Source organism: Albidovulum salinarum, from assembly GCF_025673475.1.
GTDB classification, from domain to species: Bacteria; Pseudomonadota; Alphaproteobacteria; order Rhodobacterales; family Rhodobacteraceae; genus Albidovulum; species Albidovulum salinarum.
On sequence record NZ_JAOVQO010000018.1, the window covers coordinates 15,525 to 32,234 of the forward strand.

Annotated in this window: 24 protein-coding genes; 11 read left to right on the top strand and 13 right to left on the bottom strand. The window is 69.0% G+C overall.

Features of this window, described 5'->3' with window-relative positions:
* Window positions 1–115 precede the first annotated feature (115 nt).
* Entirely contained in the window at window positions 116–1,165 is a 1,050-nt protein-coding gene (locus OEZ60_RS17495) for a Glu/Leu/Phe/Val family dehydrogenase (protein WP_263338998.1), read from the top strand.
* Window positions 1,166–1,223: 58 nt separating this feature from the next.
* On the top strand, window positions 1,224–1,421 hold the full coding sequence (locus OEZ60_RS17500; protein ID WP_263339000.1) for a heavy-metal-associated domain-containing protein: 198 nt from the start codon (window positions 1,224–1,226) through the stop codon (window positions 1,419–1,421).
* 59 nt (window positions 1,422–1,480) lie between these two features.
* Here OEZ60_RS17500 and OEZ60_RS17505 read toward each other — a convergent pair whose 3' ends face one another.
* Window positions 1,481–1,813, bottom strand: a complete 333-nt coding sequence (locus OEZ60_RS17505; RefSeq protein WP_263339002.1) for a GYD domain-containing protein — start codon at window positions 1,811–1,813, stop codon at window positions 1,481–1,483.
* An 84-nt stretch (window positions 1,814–1,897) separates the two neighbouring features.
* Window positions 1,898–2,356, bottom strand: a complete 459-nt coding sequence (locus OEZ60_RS17510; protein ID WP_263339004.1) for a low molecular weight protein-tyrosine-phosphatase — start codon at window positions 2,354–2,356, stop codon at window positions 1,898–1,900.
* Between the two features lie 42 nt (window positions 2,357–2,398).
* Here OEZ60_RS17510 and OEZ60_RS17515 point away from each other — a divergent pair, with 42 nt between their 5' ends.
* Window positions 2,399–3,112, top strand: a complete 714-nt coding sequence (locus OEZ60_RS17515; RefSeq protein WP_263339006.1) for an NAD-dependent deacylase — start codon at window positions 2,399–2,401, stop codon at window positions 3,110–3,112.
* On the opposite strand, the gene OEZ60_RS17520 is transcribed toward OEZ60_RS17515, so the two are convergent.
* The 3 genes from OEZ60_RS17520 to rpmB form a co-directional block, all read right to left on the bottom strand.
* Complete coding sequence (locus OEZ60_RS17520) at window positions 3,109–3,543, bottom strand: copper chaperone PCu(A)C (protein ID WP_263339008.1); 435 nt, start codon at window positions 3,541–3,543, stop codon at window positions 3,109–3,111. The genes OEZ60_RS17515 and OEZ60_RS17520 overlap by 4 nt on opposite strands.
* A 36-nt stretch (window positions 3,544–3,579) precedes the next feature.
* Window positions 3,580–3,939, bottom strand: coding sequence for a hypothetical protein (locus OEZ60_RS17525; protein WP_263339010.1), 360 nt, complete (start codon window positions 3,937–3,939; stop codon window positions 3,580–3,582).
* 97 nt (window positions 3,940–4,036) lie between these two features.
* The gene (gene rpmB / locus OEZ60_RS17530) at window positions 4,037–4,324 is read right to left on the bottom strand and encodes a 50S ribosomal protein L28 (protein ID WP_263339012.1); all 288 of its coding nucleotides are present in this window, start codon (window positions 4,322–4,324) and stop codon (window positions 4,037–4,039) included.
* A gap of 189 nt (window positions 4,325–4,513) precedes the next feature.
* Between rpmB and nthA the strand changes: the two genes are divergently transcribed.
* Genes nthA through OEZ60_RS17545 form a run of 3 tightly spaced genes read left to right on the top strand, consistent with a single transcriptional unit; the run spans window position 4,514 to window position 6,104 of the window.
* Entirely contained in the window at window positions 4,514–5,128 is a 615-nt protein-coding gene (gene nthA, locus OEZ60_RS17535) for a nitrile hydratase subunit alpha (protein ID WP_263339014.1), read from the top strand.
* The gene (gene nthB / locus OEZ60_RS17540; RefSeq protein WP_263339015.1) at window positions 5,125–5,796 is read left to right on the top strand and encodes a nitrile hydratase subunit beta; all 672 of its coding nucleotides are present in this window, start codon (window positions 5,125–5,127) and stop codon (window positions 5,794–5,796) included. Before nthA ends, nthB begins: the two co-directional genes overlap by 4 nt.
* Window positions 5,793–6,104 (top strand): nitrile hydratase accessory protein, encoded by a 312-nt coding sequence (locus OEZ60_RS17545; protein ID WP_263339017.1) that lies wholly within the window; start codon window positions 5,793–5,795, stop codon window positions 6,102–6,104. The genes nthB and OEZ60_RS17545 overlap by 4 nt, the downstream gene beginning before the upstream one ends.
* Before the next feature lie 3 nt (window positions 6,105–6,107).
* On the opposite strand, the gene OEZ60_RS17550 is transcribed toward OEZ60_RS17545, so the two are convergent.
* Window positions 6,108–6,359 carry a DUF167 domain-containing protein gene (locus tag OEZ60_RS17550; protein ID WP_263339019.1) on the bottom strand — a complete coding sequence of 84 codons (252 nt, stop codon included), beginning with the start codon at window positions 6,357–6,359 and terminating at the stop codon, window positions 6,108–6,110.
* A gap of 66 nt (window positions 6,360–6,425) precedes the next feature.
* On the opposite strand from OEZ60_RS17550, the gene OEZ60_RS17555 reads away from it, so the two are divergent.
* The 3 genes from OEZ60_RS17555 to OEZ60_RS17565 all read left to right on the top strand — a co-directional run bounded on the left by OEZ60_RS17555 (window position 6,426) and on the right by OEZ60_RS17565 (window position 8,856).
* The gene (locus tag OEZ60_RS17555; protein ID WP_263339021.1) at window positions 6,426–7,523 is read left to right on the top strand and encodes a class II histone deacetylase; all 1,098 of its coding nucleotides are present in this window, start codon (window positions 6,426–6,428) and stop codon (window positions 7,521–7,523) included.
* A 65-nt stretch (window positions 7,524–7,588) separates the two neighbouring features.
* Complete coding sequence (locus tag OEZ60_RS17560; RefSeq protein WP_263339023.1) at window positions 7,589–8,167, top strand: nitroreductase family protein; 579 nt, start codon at window positions 7,589–7,591, stop codon at window positions 8,165–8,167.
* Window positions 8,167–8,856 carry an EI24 domain-containing protein gene (locus tag OEZ60_RS17565; protein ID WP_263339206.1) on the top strand — a complete coding sequence of 230 codons (690 nt, stop codon included), beginning with the start codon at window positions 8,167–8,169 and terminating at the stop codon, window positions 8,854–8,856. The genes OEZ60_RS17560 and OEZ60_RS17565 overlap by 1 nt, the downstream gene beginning before the upstream one ends.
* 127 nt (window positions 8,857–8,983) lie before the next feature.
* Here OEZ60_RS17565 and OEZ60_RS17570 read toward each other — a convergent pair whose 3' ends face one another.
* The 7 genes from OEZ60_RS17570 to OEZ60_RS17600 all read right to left on the bottom strand — a co-directional run bounded on the left by OEZ60_RS17570 (window position 8,984) and on the right by OEZ60_RS17600 (window position 15,416).
* A complete protein-coding gene (locus OEZ60_RS17570) occupies window positions 8,984–9,523 on the bottom strand; it encodes a hypothetical protein (protein WP_263339025.1) in 540 nt (179 codons plus the stop codon).
* A gap of 184 nt (window positions 9,524–9,707) precedes the next feature.
* Window positions 9,708–10,286, bottom strand: a complete 579-nt coding sequence (locus OEZ60_RS17575) for a hypothetical protein (RefSeq protein WP_263339027.1) — start codon at window positions 10,284–10,286, stop codon at window positions 9,708–9,710.
* A gap of 175 nt (window positions 10,287–10,461) precedes the next feature.
* Window positions 10,462–10,971, bottom strand: a complete 510-nt coding sequence (locus OEZ60_RS17580; RefSeq protein WP_263339030.1) for a CarD family transcriptional regulator — start codon at window positions 10,969–10,971, stop codon at window positions 10,462–10,464.
* A gap of 312 nt (window positions 10,972–11,283) precedes the next feature.
* Window positions 11,284–11,622, bottom strand: coding sequence for a ferredoxin FdxA (fdxA, locus tag OEZ60_RS17585; protein ID WP_263339033.1), 339 nt, complete (start codon window positions 11,620–11,622; stop codon window positions 11,284–11,286).
* 115 nt (window positions 11,623–11,737) lie between these two features.
* Window positions 11,738–12,058, bottom strand: a complete 321-nt coding sequence (locus tag OEZ60_RS17590) for an RNA-binding S4 domain-containing protein (protein ID WP_263339036.1) — start codon at window positions 12,056–12,058, stop codon at window positions 11,738–11,740.
* A gap of 7 nt (window positions 12,059–12,065) precedes the next feature.
* The gene (locus tag OEZ60_RS17595; RefSeq protein ID WP_263339038.1) at window positions 12,066–14,846 is read right to left on the bottom strand and encodes a helicase-related protein; all 2,781 of its coding nucleotides are present in this window, start codon (window positions 14,844–14,846) and stop codon (window positions 12,066–12,068) included.
* A 9-nt stretch (window positions 14,847–14,855) separates the two neighbouring features.
* Window positions 14,856–15,416, bottom strand: coding sequence for a tetratricopeptide repeat protein (locus OEZ60_RS17600; RefSeq protein ID WP_263339040.1), 561 nt, complete (start codon window positions 15,414–15,416; stop codon window positions 14,856–14,858).
* Between the two features lie 69 nt (window positions 15,417–15,485).
* On the opposite strand from OEZ60_RS17600, the gene OEZ60_RS17605 reads away from it, so the two are divergent.
* A complete protein-coding gene (locus tag OEZ60_RS17605; protein WP_263339042.1) occupies window positions 15,486–15,773 on the top strand; it encodes an SCP2 sterol-binding domain-containing protein in 288 nt (95 codons plus the stop codon).
* Between the two features lie 4 nt (window positions 15,774–15,777).
* Complete coding sequence (locus tag OEZ60_RS17610; RefSeq protein WP_263339044.1) at window positions 15,778–16,710, top strand: alpha/beta fold hydrolase; 933 nt, start codon at window positions 15,778–15,780, stop codon at window positions 16,708–16,710.

Consider the following 16,710-nt stretch of genomic DNA (forward strand, 5'->3'; position numbering starts at 1 on the left):
TGACCGTTACATTTAGTTAATATCACCACATGAAAGAACATCAAAGGTGGATATTGGCGAAAACCTCCGCGCGAGCGGTGGTATTCTGGACTCCGCATCATTCACGGAGCCTGCCATGCAGATCACGCCGGTCGAAACCGCCGAGCACGAGGAAGTCTATCGCGTCGAGGACAGGGAGGCGGGGCTTGTCGGCTTCATTGCCGTGCATTCGACCGCGCTCGGCCCGGCGGCGGGCGGGCTCAGGATGCGGGTCTACCGCAGCGAGGACGAGGCGCTTGGCGACGTACTCAGGCTCTCGCGCGGGATGACCTTCAAGAACGCGGCGGCGGACCTGCCGCTCGGCGGCGGCAAGGCGGTGATCCTTGGCGATCCGGCGCGCGACAAGACGCCGGAACTGCTGCGCGCGATGGGCCGCGCGGTCGAGACGCTCTCGGGCCGATACTGGACCGCCGAGGACATGGGGATGACGACCGCCGACATGGCCGTGCTGGCCGAGACGACCGCTTACGTCGCCGGGCTCGCGGGCGGGGCGTTCGCCTCCGGCGATCCCTCGCCGGTGACCGCGCGCGGCGTCTTCAACGCGGTCCGGCGGGTGGCGCAGCACCGGTTCGGGCGCGCGGATCTCGACGGGCTGACGGTGTCGGTACAGGGGCTTGGCAACGTCGGGCGGCATCTCTGCGCGCTGCTCCACGGCGAAGGGGCGCGGCTGATCGTCACCGACATCGACCCGGCGCGCGTTGCCGGAGCGGTCGCGGAATGGTCGGCCGAGGCGGTGGCCGAGAGCGAGATCTACAGCGCGGGCGCCGACATCTTCGCGCCCTGCGCGATCGGCGGCATCCTCAACGAGGGGACGATCCCCGAGCTGCGGGTCTCCGCGGTGGCGGGCGGTGCCAACAACCAGCTCGCGACGCCCGAGGACGGCGCGCGGTTGGCGGCGCGCGGCATCCTTTACGCCCCGGATTTCGTCGCCAATGGCGGCGGCATCATCAATGTCGCGGCCGAGATCCTGAAGATCGCCGACCGGCAGAGCTGGGTCGCGGCCAAGCTCGACGCGCTCGACGGCACGATGGAGGCAATCCTGAGCGCCGCCGCGGCCGAGGGGGTCGGCCCGAACGCCGTCGCCGAACGCATCGTCGCCGAGCGGATGCGCCGCGTCGCAGCCTGAGCCCTTGACGGCGGCGTCGCGCGGGCCGATCTATGCGGCAAAGCGAAGGGTAAAAGCGATGAAGTTCCTCATCCCGGACATGAGCTGCGGACACTGCAAGGCCGTGGTCGAGCGCACGATCATCGACCTCGACAGCAATGCCGACGTGGTCGTCAATGTCGCCGCCAAAACCGCCGAGGTGAAGACCACCTCGGCGCCCGAGGCGATCCTGACCGCGCTCAAGGCCGAGGGTTACCCAGCCAAGCTGGTCGGCTGAGCGTCGCACCATCATCTGTCCCGAGAGCGGTGACCGGGCGCCATTCGCCCGGTCCCGTTTCAGTCGAGCGCCGACTTGAAGGAGGGGGCCGCGTCCTGGGCCGCCTTCATCGCGGCCATCGCGTCCTCGATCGAGATGAGCTTGGTGGTGCGGCCTGCGGACATCGAGCCGGACCCCCCGACCAGCATCGAGCCGGCGATCATCGCCTTGTCGTCGGGCGCCTCGACCAGCGCGACGATGTCATCCGAGCCGAAGCAGAAGAACATGTGATGCAGCTTGCCGCCGATCGCCTCGATCATCTTCGCGGCAGCGGCCCTGCGATCCTGCGGCTTCTCGATCATCGCCTTGATCGCGGCTGGCGCGTAGCTTCCCTGAAACAGATAAAATCCCATGTCCCGTCCTCCCTTGTGTGATTGTTGAGGGCGGGATTGTATCATGCGCGGCGACAGTTTTCCGGGGAATAGGGTATCGTCGCCTCACCCCCTGTGGAGTAGCCGGGCGATGAGCGCGTCCGCGCCGGCTTCGACGAGGTCGAGCACGGTGTCGAAATCGCCGGTGTAATAGGGATCGGGCATGTCGCGCGGCGCGGAGCCCGCCACGCCGTCGAGAAAGAGTGCGAGCGGGGTGGCGTTGCCGCGGGGACGGAGCGCCTCGAGTGCTGCGTGGTTGACGCCGTCCATCGCGAGGATGAGGTCGAAGGCGGTGAAGTCGCCCACCACGGCCTGCCGGGCGCGCAGGCCAGAGAGGTCGTAGCCGCGCCGCAGGGCGGCGGCGACCATCGGCGGATGCGGCGGATTGCCGACATGCCAGCCGCCGGTGCCGGCGCTGTCGACCGCCACCGCAAGCCCGGCGGCGGCGGCGCGGGCGGCGAAGACCGCCTCGGCGGCGGGCGAACGGCAGATGTTGCCGAGACAGACGAAGAGTATACGGTGCATCGTGGGCCTCCCGGCCCCGGGCGATGCCAGAAGGACGACAGGATGTCAAAACCCGGTGCCCATATCGTGATCCTGACCGGCGCGGGGATCTCGGCCGAGAGCGGGCTCGGCACGTTCCGCGATGTCGGCGGGCTCTGGTCGCGCTACGACTGGCGCGACCTCGCGACGCCCGAGGGATTCGCGCGCGATCCAGGTTTCGTGCTCGATTTCTACAACTGGCGGCGCGAGCGGGTGCGGGCGGCGAAGCCCAACCCGGCGCATCTGGCGCTGGCGCGGCTGCAGCGCGACTGGGAGGGCGAGGTGACGCTAGTCACCCAGAATGTCGACGACCTGCACGAGCAGGCCGGCAGCGCTCCGGTGATCCACATGCACGGCAGCCATCTGACCGCGCGCTGCGCCGCCTGCGGCCACCGCTGGCCGGCGCCGCGGGAGATGGCGCCCGAGGACCGCTGCCCCGCCTGCAGGGCGGAGGCGGCCCGCCCCGACGTGGTCTGGTTCGGCGAGACGCCGCACCATCTGGAGGCGATCGGCGCCGCACTCGCGGCGGCCGATCTCTTTGTCGCGATCGGCACCTCGGGCACGGTCTATCCGGCAGCGGGCTTTGCCGGTGCCGCCCGCGCGGCGGGCGCGCGGACGCTGATGCTGAATCTCGAACCCGCCGAGAACGCGGAGCTCTTCGACGAGACTCGCCACGGCCCGGCGAGCCGGATCGTACCCGACTGGGTGGCCGGGCTTTGCCCCGGCGGCGCGCCCTAGCGGGCGCTGTCGACCGGGATCTCGACCGCGACCTCGCCGGCCTCCTCGAAGGTCAGCGTGACGGCGACGGTCTCGCCCTCGGCGGGGCGGCTTTCCAGTCCCATGAACATCACATGGTCGCCGCCGCGTTCGAGCGCATGGCTCGCCCCGGCGGGGAGCGCGATGCCGCCCTCGATCGGGTGCATCTGCATCGCGCCGTCGGCGCCAATCGTGTGGGTGTGCAGCTCGGTCTTGGCGGCGATGCCGGAGGCGACGCCGATCAGGCGGTCGTCGCTGTCGCCCTGGTTCTCGATCACCATGAAGGCGGCGCCGGCCATCGCACCGGGCATGAAGCGGGCATAGGCGTCGCTGACGACGATCGTGTCGGCGGCAGCGGCGGGAAGGGCGAAGGCGACCGCGGCGGCGGTCAGGGCGGATTTCAGGAATGTCATGTTATTTCCTCTGGTTTCGGTGTCATCGAAGGGCGATCACACCGGAACCGGAGGCCCCCGCGCGCCGAAGGGCGCAGGCGCGGCCGCGCCGGGCACCCGCTTCGCCGCGGGCAGGCTTGTCTTGACCGGCGTCACGGGGCGCGCTGCTTCCGCAGGGGCGGGATCGGTGACTGCGGCGAGGAGGCCGAGCGCGAGGTCGGGGCAGAGATGGGCGGGGCCGGAGGGCGCGCCGGTCGCGTCGCGCGGCACCTGGACAAGGCCCGCGCCGGAGCAGAGGACGAGCGCCTCGCCCCCGGCCCGGACCTGGCCGCGCGCGGCGGCGGCCGCGACGCCCATCGCGGCGAGCGCGAGGGCGAGCGTCAGGATCAGCGCGGAGCGGAACGTCGGCCGGGTCATGGCCCCGTGATACGGCGGCTCCGCAGGGAAGGGAAAGGGACAAAACGAAGCGGCCCCGCCGGGGCGGGGCCGTTTCGGGTCACGTCAGACGGTCCGCTCAGGCGGCAGCCTGGGCCTTCGCGACGTCCTTCTTGATCTTCAGCGCCTTCGCCGACAGCTCTTCGTCCTTCGCCTTGGCGAGGAAGGCGTCGAGCCCGCCGCGATGGTCGACCGAGCGCAGGGCCGCGGCCGAGATCTTCAGCTTGTACGACTGGCCAAGCACGTCGGAGATCAGCGTGACATCGTTAAGGTTCGGCAGGAAACGACGGCGCGACTTGTTGTTCGCGTGGCTCACGTTGTTGCCCGACATCGGGCCCTTACCGGTCAGTTCGCAAACGCGCGACATGGGTTCGTTCCTTGTTTCTCGGGCCTTGCGCCCGGCGTTCCGATAACATCAATGGGCGCTGCCGTGGCAGCCCCCCGAATTCCGTTCGCGCCGTTTACGGCCAAAGCCGGGCGAGGTCAAGCGATTCATCCCGCCCGTCCCGCCCGCGCGAGGCTGGACAAGGCCCGGCCGGAGGACCATCCTTCGCGCATGCCCCATGACGACCCCGATCATCCACATTCCCTGCTGCCCTCTGACCCCGCGCTGAGGGTGAAGGCGCTGGAGACGATCCTCACCGCGAAGGGGCTCGTCGATCCGGCCGCGCTCGACGCGATCCTGGAGACCTATGAGGAGAAGGTCGGCCCCCATCTCGGGGCGCGGGTGGTGGCGCGGGCCTGGAGCGATTCCGCCTTTCGCGACCGGCTCCTGGCCGACGCCACCGCCGCTGTCGCGGAGCTTGGCATTTCCGGCCGGCAGGGCGAGCATGTCGTCGCGGTGGAGAACACGCCCGAGACCCACAACATGGTCGTCTGCACGCTCTGCTCCTGCTATCCGTGGCCGCTTCTCGGCATTCCGCCGGCCTGGTACAAGTCGGACGCCTACCGCGCCCGCGCGGTGCGCGAGCCGCGCAAGGTGCTCGCGGAGTTCGGTGTCGCCCTGCCCGAGGGGCAGAGGGTGCGGGTCTGGGATTCGACCGCCGAGGTGCGCTACCTCGTGGTGCCGATGCGGCCCGAGGGGAGCGAGGGGCTGGACGAGGCGGCGCTGGCGGCGCTCGTTACCCGCGATTCGATGATCGGGACCGGATTGCCGGAGCGTCCGGCATGAGCCGGGTCCATGACATGGGCGGGCGCTACGGCGACGGCGCGGTGGTGCCCGTGCCGCAGGACGCGCCGCCCTTCGCCGCGGAGTGGCATCGCAAGGCGCTCGCGCTGACGCTCGCGGCGGGCGGGCTCGGTGCCTGGAACATCGACACCTCGCGCCATGCCCGCGAATGCCTCGCGCCGATGGATTACGCGCGCTTCTCCTATTACGAGAAATGGCTCGCCGCACTTGCCGACCTTCTCGTCGCGAAGGGGCTTGTGACGCGGGCGGAACTGGCCGCGGGCCGGGCCGATCCGGCGCCATTGCACGCGCGCGCCTTGCGCGGCGAGGCGGTCGGCGCCGCGCTCGCGCGCCGGGTGCCCTATGCGCGGCCCGGCCCCGCCCCGCGCTTTGCCGTCGGCGACCGGGTAAAGACCCGACTGCCGGCGCGGAACGCCTTCGTGGCGGGCGGGCATACCCGCCTGCCCTCCTATGCCGCCGGCCAGACCGGCACGGTGGTGCTCGTCCACGGGCCGCATGTGCTGCCGGATGCCAATGCCCACGGGCTCGGCGAGAATCCCGAGACGCTCTACACCGTCGCCTTCGCCGCCGCCGATCTCTGGGGCGCGGCCGAGGGCCCCGGCGACGAGGTGACGCTCGACCTCTGGCAAAGCCACCTGGAGGCGCCGTGACCACGCCCGCGCAGTTCGACGAGCCCTGGCAGGCGCAGCTCTTCGCGCTGACCGTGGCGCTGAACGAGGCCGGGCGTTTCGGCTGGGCCGACTGGACCGCGGCCTTCGGCGCCGAGCTGAAGGCGCGCGGCGCGGTGCGGGAACTTGACGGCGGGGCGGATTACTGGGCGGCCTGGCTCGCGGCGCTGGAGGGGCTTCTCGACCGCTCCGGCATGGCGGCGCGGGGCGAGGCCGAGCGGGTCCGGGCCGACTGGGAGCGGGCCTATCTCGCGACGCCGCATGGCCAGCCGGTGCGGCTGGAGGGCTGAGCGTCAGTCCTCGATCCGGAAGAGCTTGTCGCGCGCGGTGGCGCCGCGCACCAGCGTGAGCCGCGACTTCGCGATACCGAGCGCCCTCGCGAGCAGCTTCACCACCGCGGCATTGGCCTTGCCGTCCTCGGGCACGGTGGTGACCTGCACCCGGATCGCGCCATCGACGAGCGTGACGGCGTTGCGCGAGGCCTTCGGCGTCACCCGCACCGCGATCTCGGCGCCGGGCCGGGCCAGATGGCTGAGATCGGTCATGGCGTTCTCCTCTGGCCCAAGTCCTACCCCGCCGCTAGGCTGGCCGCCAGAGCCCGGGAGGATCCGATGACCACCGCCTTCTTCACAGACGAGCGCTGCTTCTGGCATGGCGGCGGCAACTATGCCTTCACGCTGAAGACGGGCGGGCTTGTGCAGCCCGGAGCCGGTCTGCCGGAGAGTCCGGAGACCAAGCGGAGGTTGAAGAACCTTCTGGAAGTCACGGGACTTGCTCGGGAAATGTCGATTCAGTCCGCGCCGGAGGCGAGCCGGGAGGTTCTTTTGAGGGTCCACCCCGCCAGCTATCTCGACGCCTTCGAGGCGGCCTCGGAGGCGGGAGGCGGCGAGCTTGGCCTGCGCGCGCCCTTCGGGCCGGGCGGCTACGCGATCGCGGCGCTGTCGGCGGGGCTCGCGGCCGGGGCGCTGCGGGCGGTGCTCGAGGGGCGCGCGAAGAACGCCTATGCGCTGTCGCGCCCGCCGGGGCACCACTGCCTGCCCGACTGGCCGAACGGCTTTTGCCTTCTGAACAACATCGGTGTCGCGATCCGCGCCGCGCAGGCGGCAGGGCTCGCGCGGCGGATCGCGGTGGTGGACTGGGACGTGCATCACGGCAACGGCACCGAGGCGGTGTTCTGGACCGACCCCGAGGTCCTGACGATCTCGCTCCATCAGGAGCGGAACTACCCGCTCGACACCGGCGGGCAGGAGGCGCGCGGCGCGGGCAAGGGTTTCGGCTTCAACATCAACATTCCCCTGCCCCCGGGCACCGGCCATGCGAGCTATCTGGAGGCGATGGAGCGGATCGTGCTGCCGGCGCTTCACCGCTTCCATCCCGAGGCGATCGTGGTGGCCTGCGGCTTCGATGCCTCGGCGGTCGATCCCCTGGGCCGGATGCTGGCGACGGCCGAGACCTTCCGGGCGATGACCCGGCAGCTTCGCGAGACGGCGGAGGCCTTGTGCGGCGGGCGGCTCGTCCTCGTCCACGAGGGCGGCTATTCGGAGGCGCATGTGCCATTCTGCGGCCATGCGGTGCTGGAGGAGCTGACCGGCTCCGCGATCCGCGCGCCCGATCCCCTTGGCGAGACGCTCGCGGCGCGCCAGCCGGGGCCGGAGTGGCAGGCCCATGTCTCGGCCCATATCGACCGGCTCGCGGCCTATTTCCTTTGACCGAAGCGGCTTGACCCCGGCGCGGCGCTGACCGACATCAGGGCGAGACCCGAACGGAGCACGACATGCCGATCCCCAATCCCGCCGCGATGGAGTTCCTCCTCACCCGCCGCTCGCGGCCCGCGAAGATCCTGACCGCCCCGGTGCCCTCGCGCGAGGAGCTTCTGCCGATCCTGACCGCCGCGGCGCGGGTGCCCGATCACGGCAAGCTCGAACCCTGGCGGTTCCTCGTGCTGGAAAAGCAGGCACTTGCCCGGCTCGCGGCGCTGGCGCGGCGGCGGGGCGCCGAGATGGGGCTGGAGCCGGAGCGGATCGAGAAGGGCGTTCTGCAGCTCTCGGAAGCCGATCTCGCGGTCGCGGTCGTCCGTGTGCCGCGCCCGACCGTGAAGGTGCCCGAGATCGAGCAGATCCTCTCCGCGGGCGCGACCTGCCTGACGCTTCTCAATGCCGCGCTAGCCTCGGGCTGGGGCGCGTCCTGGCTCACCGGCTGGCACGTCCATGACGCGGAGTTCTGCCGCGAGGGGCTCGGGCTCGGCGCGGGCGAATGGGTCGCGGGGCTGATCCACATCGGCACCGAGACCACGACCCCGCCGGACCGGCCCCGGCCCGACATCGCGGCGATCACGACCTGGGTGTCGGAATGATCCTCGGCGATTTCCTGAAGGCGCTCGGGCAGCTCTCGGACCGGCGCTTTCTCAAGGTCGTGCTCCTTGGCGTGGCGCTGTCGCTGGCGCTTCTGGTCGCGGTCTACGCGGGCTTCGCGCAGGTCGTGGCCTGGCTCGTGCCCGACGCGATCTGGCTGCCCTTCGTCGGCGAGGTCACCTGGGTCGAGACCCTGATGAGCTGGGGCTCGCTCCTCCTGATGATCGGGCTCTCGGTGTTCCTGATGGTGCCGGTCGCCTCGGCCTTCACCGGGTTTTTCCTCGACACGGTCGCCGACGCGGTGGAGGACCGGCATTATCCCAGCTTGCCGCCGGCGCCGAACGTGGCCTGGATGGACGCGCTCATCGACAGCGTCAACTTCTTCGGCGTGCTCGTCGCGGTGAACGTGCTGGCGCTGGTCCTTTACGCCTTCGTCGGCCCCTTCGCGCCGCTGATGTTCTGGGCGGTGAACGGCTACCTGCTCGGGCGCGAGTATTTCCAGATGGCGGCGATGCGGCGGCTCGGGCGCGAGGGCGCGCGGGCGCTGCGGAAGCGCCATTCCGGTCAGATCTGGGTCGCCGGGATTCTGATGGCCGCGCCCTTGTCGCTGCCCGTGGTGAACCTCGTGATCCCGGTTCTCGGGGCCGCGACCTTCACGCATCTCTTCCACCGGCTGTCGCGGGAGCGGTAGGCGGGTTCATCGAGGTCCACAGTGGCCGCATCAACCGCCGTGCGGACATGACGGGCATCGCTCCCAGACGGAACGGTTTCACACGCTCGCCGTGCCTTTAAGGAGAACGATGTCGATCAACGCGGGATTACTTGACGACACGAATGCTCAGGAGCGTCTTCCCGAGGCGCTTCTGCACCGTCGTCGTCGCGCTTTGCGCGCCGCGATTGGCGCCGTCGTAAGCCGATTGCCCGGTCTCCCTGTAAAGAGCCGCCGCGGCATCGAAGTCCTTCGCCAAAATCAAGTCCGCAATCTGAGGCGCCAATGCGATGAGCACGTTCACGTTCTCGAAGGCGGCTTCGGCGCCCTTCAACTCGTCCTCCGTGGCGAATTTGCTCTTTTTCACGCTGTTATAGGCTGTGGCGACTTCCGCCGCGGCCCTGTCCGCGTTGCTGCGGATGGCGTAGTCGTTTCCGATCTCCTTTTCCATCACGCGCCAGCCGCCGCGCTCCGCCTCGATGCTGTAGACGAGGAAATGGTTCACCTGGCTCGTCATCCTTTCAAGCACTTGTAACGAGGTCAGCAGTCGCAGTTCGTCGGATGCCTTCGCGGCGAGTTCCTTGGCGGTTTCCTGCGCGTTTGCTGACAGACCAGAGAGGGCGAGACAAAGGCCGGTTAGGGCAGCCATCCAAAATGAGCGCATTTCCTGTACTCCTGTCACTAAAGCACTGACCGTGGCATGGCATCGACCTTTCTGACAACCCGAGCCCGTGTCCGGGTGGCCGCCAGCGGCGGTCCGCTCCGGGCTGGCATCCGGTGGTCTCCGGACGTGTACGACGCCTGATCGCGCGGCCGTGGCCTGCCGGGGAGCCTCAGCGGCAGTGCAGCGACATCCGTTTCACCTGCCGCTCCAGTCCGGAGGAAACGGTATAGGCCGCCCCGACGGCGACCACCTGGGCCGGTACGGATTGCTCCGCATAAAGACCGGTCGCTTGCCGGATCTCTCCGGCTTCGAGCAGCGGCACCATCGAATGGCCGACCGAGACGATTGCGTCCGCGCTCGTTTCGATCTCGGAAAGCCGCGCCTGCGCATCCTCGTCCATCGGCAGGCGGCGACCGGACGTCAGGATGGACTTGATCGCGCTCTGGCCCTTGTCCATGCGCTTGCCGAGAAACCCGGTCGGCCCGAAGAAGCCGCCGTCATCCAAGCTGCTGATGACGACCCCCTGCGCGACCTCCAGGATCGCCTCCGACTGCGCCTGCATCAGGGTCGCGATCTCCAGTTGCAGCTTGCGGAAAACGGCGACGGCGGCGTGATGGTTCGCGATGCCTTGGGGATCGCACGCGGCCGATTGTGCGGCCGAACGCAGGGGAGCCAGGCTGGCCAGTACGCCGACGAGGAGTCCTGCCAGGAGCCATAACCACCGACGCCCAAACGGATTTCTCGTCATGGAACCTCCTCCCAGCAACCATTCCGCACTCTATCACGGACGGCGGGAGGAGTCTGTTCACGGCTCGGAGCTGGTCTCGGCGCGGCCGCGACGTATACCCCCGGCGCAGCCCCCCGCGCAAAGAAAAACCGCGGGGGTTGCCCCCCGCGGTCTCATCATTGCATCCCCTGAAAGGTCAGGCCGCGCGCGACAGGAGGACGTCGTCCACCTTCTTCTGCGCGCCCGCCTCGTCGACGCCGGAGACGGCGGCGACTTCGCGGGTCAGCCGTTCGAGTGCCGCCTCGTAGAGCTGGCGCTCCGAGTAGGACTGCTCGCGCTGGTCGTCGGTGCGGTGGAGGTCGCGGACCACCTCGGCGATCGCCATGAGGTCGCCCGAGTTGATCTTCTGTTCGTATTCCTGGGCCCGGCGCGACCACATCGCGCGCTTGACCTTGGCCTTGCCCTTCAGCGTCTCGAGCGCCTTGGTGATCAGGTCGGGTGAGGAGAGCTGGCGCATGCCGATCTCGGTCGCCTTGTGCGTGGGCACGCGCAGGGTCATCTTGTCCTTCTCGAAGGAGATGACGAAGAGTTCGAGCTTCAGCCCGGCGATCTCCTGCTCTTCGATCGACATGATCTTGCCAACGCCATGCGCCGGGTAGACCACGAATTCGTTGGGGCGGAAGTCGGTCTTCTTGGTCTTGGTCATATACGCCTATCCTCGCACGGACCCCACCGTCGAGACCAAACGATACCGCCGGGGATACGCGATCTCCGGACAGCAATCATACTTGGCCTAAAACACCTTCCGCTGCGGAGGGACGCAACGGCGACGGTGAGCAATCCTCATCCAGTTGTAACGGAAATATATCAGAAAAATGGCATATCCGGAAGCGCCGCATCGCAGCGCGTCAATCAAATACGACATATGGGGTCGTCAAAACATGGTTGCGCTGGGCGGTTTTCCGCCGAAACCACAAGATATTGTCGATTCGCCGCCGCCCAGGGGGCGCGCCTCGAATCAATCGCCCGCGCCGGGGGTCTCGGAGAAATACTTGTCGAGCTTGCCGGTCTCGCCGTCGCGTTCCTCCGCCTCGGGAAGCGGATCCTTGCGCTGCGTGATCACCGGCCACATCTCGGAGTACTTCCGGTTGAACTCGACCCAGGTCTCGAGATCGGGCTCGGTGTCGGGGCGGATCGCGTCGGCGGGGCATTCCGGCTCGCAGACGCCGCAGTCGATGCACTCGTCCGGGTGGATGACCAGCATGTTCTCGCCTTCGTAGAAGCAGTCCACCGGGCAGACTTCGACGCAGTCGGTGTATTTGCAGGCGATGCAGTTGTCGGTGACGACATAGGTCATGGCGCGGATCCGGGCTTTGGCTTCACGCTGCTACCTAGCCCCATGACGGGGATCATTCAAGACGGGCCGGGCCGGAAAGAGCGGCCAGTCGCGGCCGGGTCGCGACGCCGGGACATCATTCCTCGGGCGGGGCTTCCGGCAGCACGGTGTCGCGCGGTTCGGCGGGATCCGGGGCAAGATCGTCGTAGAGCGCCTGCGCCTCGGGCGCGGGGCCGCGGCGAGTGCCGCAGGCGCGGATGCAGACCACGCGGATCCGTCCGCCTTGCGGGAAGGTCAGCACGTCACCCGGGCCGACGGCATGGCCGGGCTTCGCGGTCTTTGCCCCGTTGAGCCGGAGATGTCCCGACGAGACCGTCGCGGCGGCGAGGCTGCGGGTCTTGAAGAACCGCGCCTGCCACAGCCACTTGTCGACGCGAATCCGCCCCTCGGCCGCCAACGCCGCCTCAGAACTTGTCCTTGAGCCCCATCAGCGCCGCGGCGAAGGGGTTGTCGGGGTCGATCCGGTCCTTCTTCGGCGGGCGCGACTCGAACTGGCGGCCGCCCTGCTCGTCGCGCTTGCCCTTGGCGCCCGGCTTACCCTTGCTGGGCTTGCCGCCGCGGTCGCCGCGCTCCGCACGGTCGCCGCGCGGCTTGCCCTCGCGCTTCTCGGCCCCCTCGCGCGGGCCGCGGTCGTTGCGGCGGCCGCGTTCCGGGCGCTCGCCACGCTCGCCGCGCGGCGCGCGCGGGCGCGGCGCCCAGGTGAAGGTGTAAAAGACCTCGGTCTCGGTCACGGTCTGGAGGGCGGCCTCCTCCTCGGTGATCGGATTGGCGCTCTGGCCCTCCTCGGCGGGCGCGGCGACGGGTTCGGAGCGCACCTTCTCGCGCTCGCCCTTCTCGCCCTTGTAGCCGAGGCCGGCCATCAGGTCGGCAAACTGCTCGAGCGTCATGCCGGTGATCGAGAGCATGTCCGGGTTGGCCTCGAAGCCGGCCTTGCTGTCCTGGCCGCGCAGGATGTCGGCGAGCCGTTCGAGCATGTCGATGCGGATCGCGCGGGCACCGGCAGGGTGATAGCCCGAGAGCGTGTAATAGCCCTTCGGCACGTCGGGGATGTTCGGCACTGTGACCAGACCCGGCGGCGGGCTTTCGGGGAACTCGTCGAGCCCCTCGTTAAGCGACCAGAGCACGAGCCGCAGCCGCGTCGGCGCGGGCTTCAGCAGGAGCGGCTGGAAGATCGTGTACTGGCCGAAGCGGACGCCGTGCTTCCTGAGCGCGCCGCGCATATCCTGGTCGAGCGCCTTGACCTCGTCGGCCACGCCTTCGCGCGGCAGGACGCCCAGCGCCTCGACAAGACGGAAGGCGAAGCCGCGGGCGAGCCCGGCAAGCGCCTCGTCGCGCTGGAGCGTCAGCAGCGGCTCGAAGAGCGTCGCCACCTTGCGGTCAATGAAATGCTGGAGCCGGCGGCGCACCTTCTCGGCGACGTCGAAACCGGCTTCCTCGTCGACGAAAGCCTCGACCTGCGGCTTCATCGCCTCGGCGCCCTTGACGAGCTTGCCGACGGCGGAATTGCCCCACATGAGGCCGCCCTGCTCGGTGAAGTCGAGCTCGGTGTCGGGCGCGTTGTAGAAGCGGTCCGCGCGCAGGTGGAACTCGGGCTTGAGCGCCTCGTAGGCCGCCTGCTTCAGCGTCTTCGCCTCGTCGGGCGAGGCCGATCCGTCCTGCTTGAAACGGAACCCTTCGAGACGGCCGACGAATTCGCCTTCCACCGTCACCTCGCCCTTGTCGTTCACCTCGGCCACAAGGCTCTCCTTCTGCTTGAGCCGGCGAAGGAGGACGCTCGTCCGCCGGTCCACAAATCTCTGCGTCAGCGCGCCATGCAGCGCGTCCGACAGACGGTCTTCTACAGCGCGCGTCTCGTCGCGCCAATGACTTTCGTCGGCGACCCAGCCGGAACGCTGCGCGACATAGGTCCAGGTGCGGATATACGCCAATCGCTTGGAAAGCGAGTCGATGTCGCCCTCGGTCTTGTCGATGCGGCGAATTTGCGCGGCGAGCCAGTCGTCGGGGACGTGGCCGTCCTGCAGGAAGCCGAAGATCCTTTGCAGCAGATTGGCGTGTTCCTGCGACGAGATGCCCTGGAAATCCGGGATCCGGCAGACGTCCCAGAGGAGCCTCAGGTCGCGCGGATGCCGGACCCTGTCGCGGATCTGGCCGATCTCGGCGAGCGATTTCAGCGCGCGCAGATCGTCCGCCTCGCGCCCGCGCATGAGCCATTCGTTCTGGGGCGGCGCTTCGAGCGAGGAAATCAGACGGTCGATCGTGCCGAAGTCGAGTTCGCCCGAGCGCCAGTTCAGCCGCTCGATCGGGCGGAAGCGGTGGTTCTCGATCGCGTTCACGACCTCGTCGGCGAGGGGCGAGGCCTCACCGGTCACGCCGAACGTGCCGGGCGTCATGTGCCGCCCCGCCCGCCCGGCGATCTGCGCCAGTTCGTGCGGGAAGAGGTGGCGCATCCGCCAACCGTCGAACTTCGCGGTGGCCGAGAAGGCGACATGGTTGATGTCGAGGTTGAGCCCCATTCCGATCGCGTCGGTGGCGACGAGGTAATCGACGTCGCCGTTCTGGTACATCGCGACCTGCGCGTTGCGGGTGCGGGGGCTGAGCGCCCCCATCACCACCGCCGCGCCGCCCTTCTGGCGGCGGATCAGCTCGGCCATCGCATAGACATTTTCAACCGAAAACCCGACGACGGCCGACCGCGCGGGCATCCGGCTGATCTTTTTCGAACCTGCGTAGCTCAGGGTCGAGAACCGTTCGCGCTTGAGGAACTGCACCTTCGGCACCAGCGCCGCGATGGCGCCGCGCATCGTGTCGGAGCCGAGAAACAGCGTCTCGGCGAGGCCGCGGGCATGGAGCAGCCGGTCGGTGAAGACATGGCCGCGCTCGGGGTCGGCGCAGAGCTGGATCTCGTCCACGGCGAGGAAATCGGCGCCGATCTCGGTCGGCATCGCCTCGACGGTGCAGACCCAGTACTGCGCGCGGGCGCCGACGATGCGCTCCTCGCCGGTCACGAGAGCTGCGACCGCGGGGCCGCGCTGGGCGACGATGCGGTCGTAGACCTCGCGCGCAAGGAGACGCAACGGCAGGCCGATCACGCCGGTGCGGTGCGCCAGCATGCGTTCGATCGCGTAATGGGTCTTGCCGGTGTTGGTCGGGCCGAGGACCGCCGTGATCCTCGTCTCCGCCGCCATGGGATGCTCCTAGAGTCTGGTGCCGGAGGTCTTGCGCTCAAGCCGGGCGAGCGATTCCCTTATCCGTTCGTGGTGCGGATGTATAGCGAGGGCCGCGCGGTACGCCTCGATCGCGCGGGTATCATAGCCCAGTTCCTCCAAGATCAGGCCGAGCCCCGAGAGCGCGCCGAAATGGTGGTCGTTGAGCGCGAGCGTGCGGCGGATATCGGCGACCGAGGGACCGAACTGGCCGGCCATGTAATAGGCGGTGGCGCGCGCGTTCCAGCCCTCGGCGAAATCGGGCGCGTGGTCGGTGAGCGCGGTGAGATGCTCGATCGCAGCTTCGAGATCGCCGGCCTCCATCGCCTCGCGGCCGCGCTTGAGCAGGAGGTCCATCGCGGGCGAGCCGGACTTGGACCATTCGCGGAGGATATCGGACTGGGTCCTCTGCCACTCCCGGTTGTCAGGGTCGGCGAGTTCGGCGTAAAGCTCGTCGAGCGTCGCCGCGCCGGCGGAAACCGGCAGGGCAAGCAGTAACGCGGCGGCACAGGCCGCGAAAACCGATCCGAGCGGGGTGGCGAAACGTCCCATTACACGGCAGAGTGTAGCCGATGCGCGCCGGTCAGCGAAAGGCCCCCGGCGGTCACAATTGGAGGAAGAATGAGCGACGTTGTGAATGCGGCCGTGGCCGCACTGAGCGAGAAACTGTCGGGCGGATTCGCCGGCCGCGCGAAATTCATCATCGAGGGCGAAGGCGCTCTGATGCTCGACACCGCCGGCGTGCGCGCGGGCGACGAGGAGGCCGACGTGACGCTCACCGCCGACCGCGAGACCTTCGAGGGGATCCTCTCGGGCGACGTGAACCCGACCGCGGCCTTCATGCAAGGCAAGCTCAGCGTGGACGGCGACATGGGGCTCGCGATGCAGCTCGGCGCGGTTCTCTCGTAGGGCGATGGAACGCGCGCCGTTCCACGCGGATGTGGCCGAGGCGCCCGCAGGTGAGACCTGCGTCTGGCTTGACACCTCGGACGGCGTGCGCGTCCGCGCCGCGCATTGGCGCGAGGGAGCGAAGGGGACGGTGCTCCTGTTCCCCGGCCGCACCGAATATGTCGAGAAATACGGCCCCGCCGCGGCGGAATTCGCCGCGCGGGGCTACGCGATGGCGACGATCGACTGGCGCGGCCAAGGCATCGCCGACCGGCTCCTGGACGACCGGGCGCCGGGCCATGTCGGCGAGTTCCTCGACTACCAGAGGGATGTGGCGGCGCTGCTGGAGTTCGTCCGCGCCGAGGACCTGCCCGTGCCCTATTACCTCGTCGGCCATTCGATGGGCGGCTGCATCGGGCTAAGGGCGATCCATGACGGGCTGCCGGTCCACGCGGTGACCTTCTCGGCGCCGATGTGGGGCATCAAGATGCACTGGGCGCTGAGACCCGTCGCCTGGACGCTGGTCACGCTCGCGCCGCCCTTCGGGCAGGGCCACCGGATGGTGCCGACGACCTCGCCGATGACCTATGTGCTGGAAGCCCCGTTCGAGGGCAACGTGCTGACCCGCAACGAGGAGATGTTCGCCTTCATGCGCCGCCAGCTCATCGCCCATCCCGAACTCGCGATCGGCGGGCCGACGCTGCAATGGCTCGGCGAGGCGCTGCGCGAGACGCGGGCGCTCAGGCAGATGCCCTCGCCCGCCCTGCCCTGCCTGACCGTACTCGGCGCCGAGGAGCGCATCGTCTGCGCCCCGGCGATCCACGACCGGATGCACCGCTGGCCGGGGTCGGAGTTCGACCTCGTCGGCTCGGCCGAGCACGAGCTGATGATGGAAGGCCCCGAAATGCGGGACAAGTTCTACCGCCGCGCCACGGCGCTGTTCGACGCGAGCCGCTGA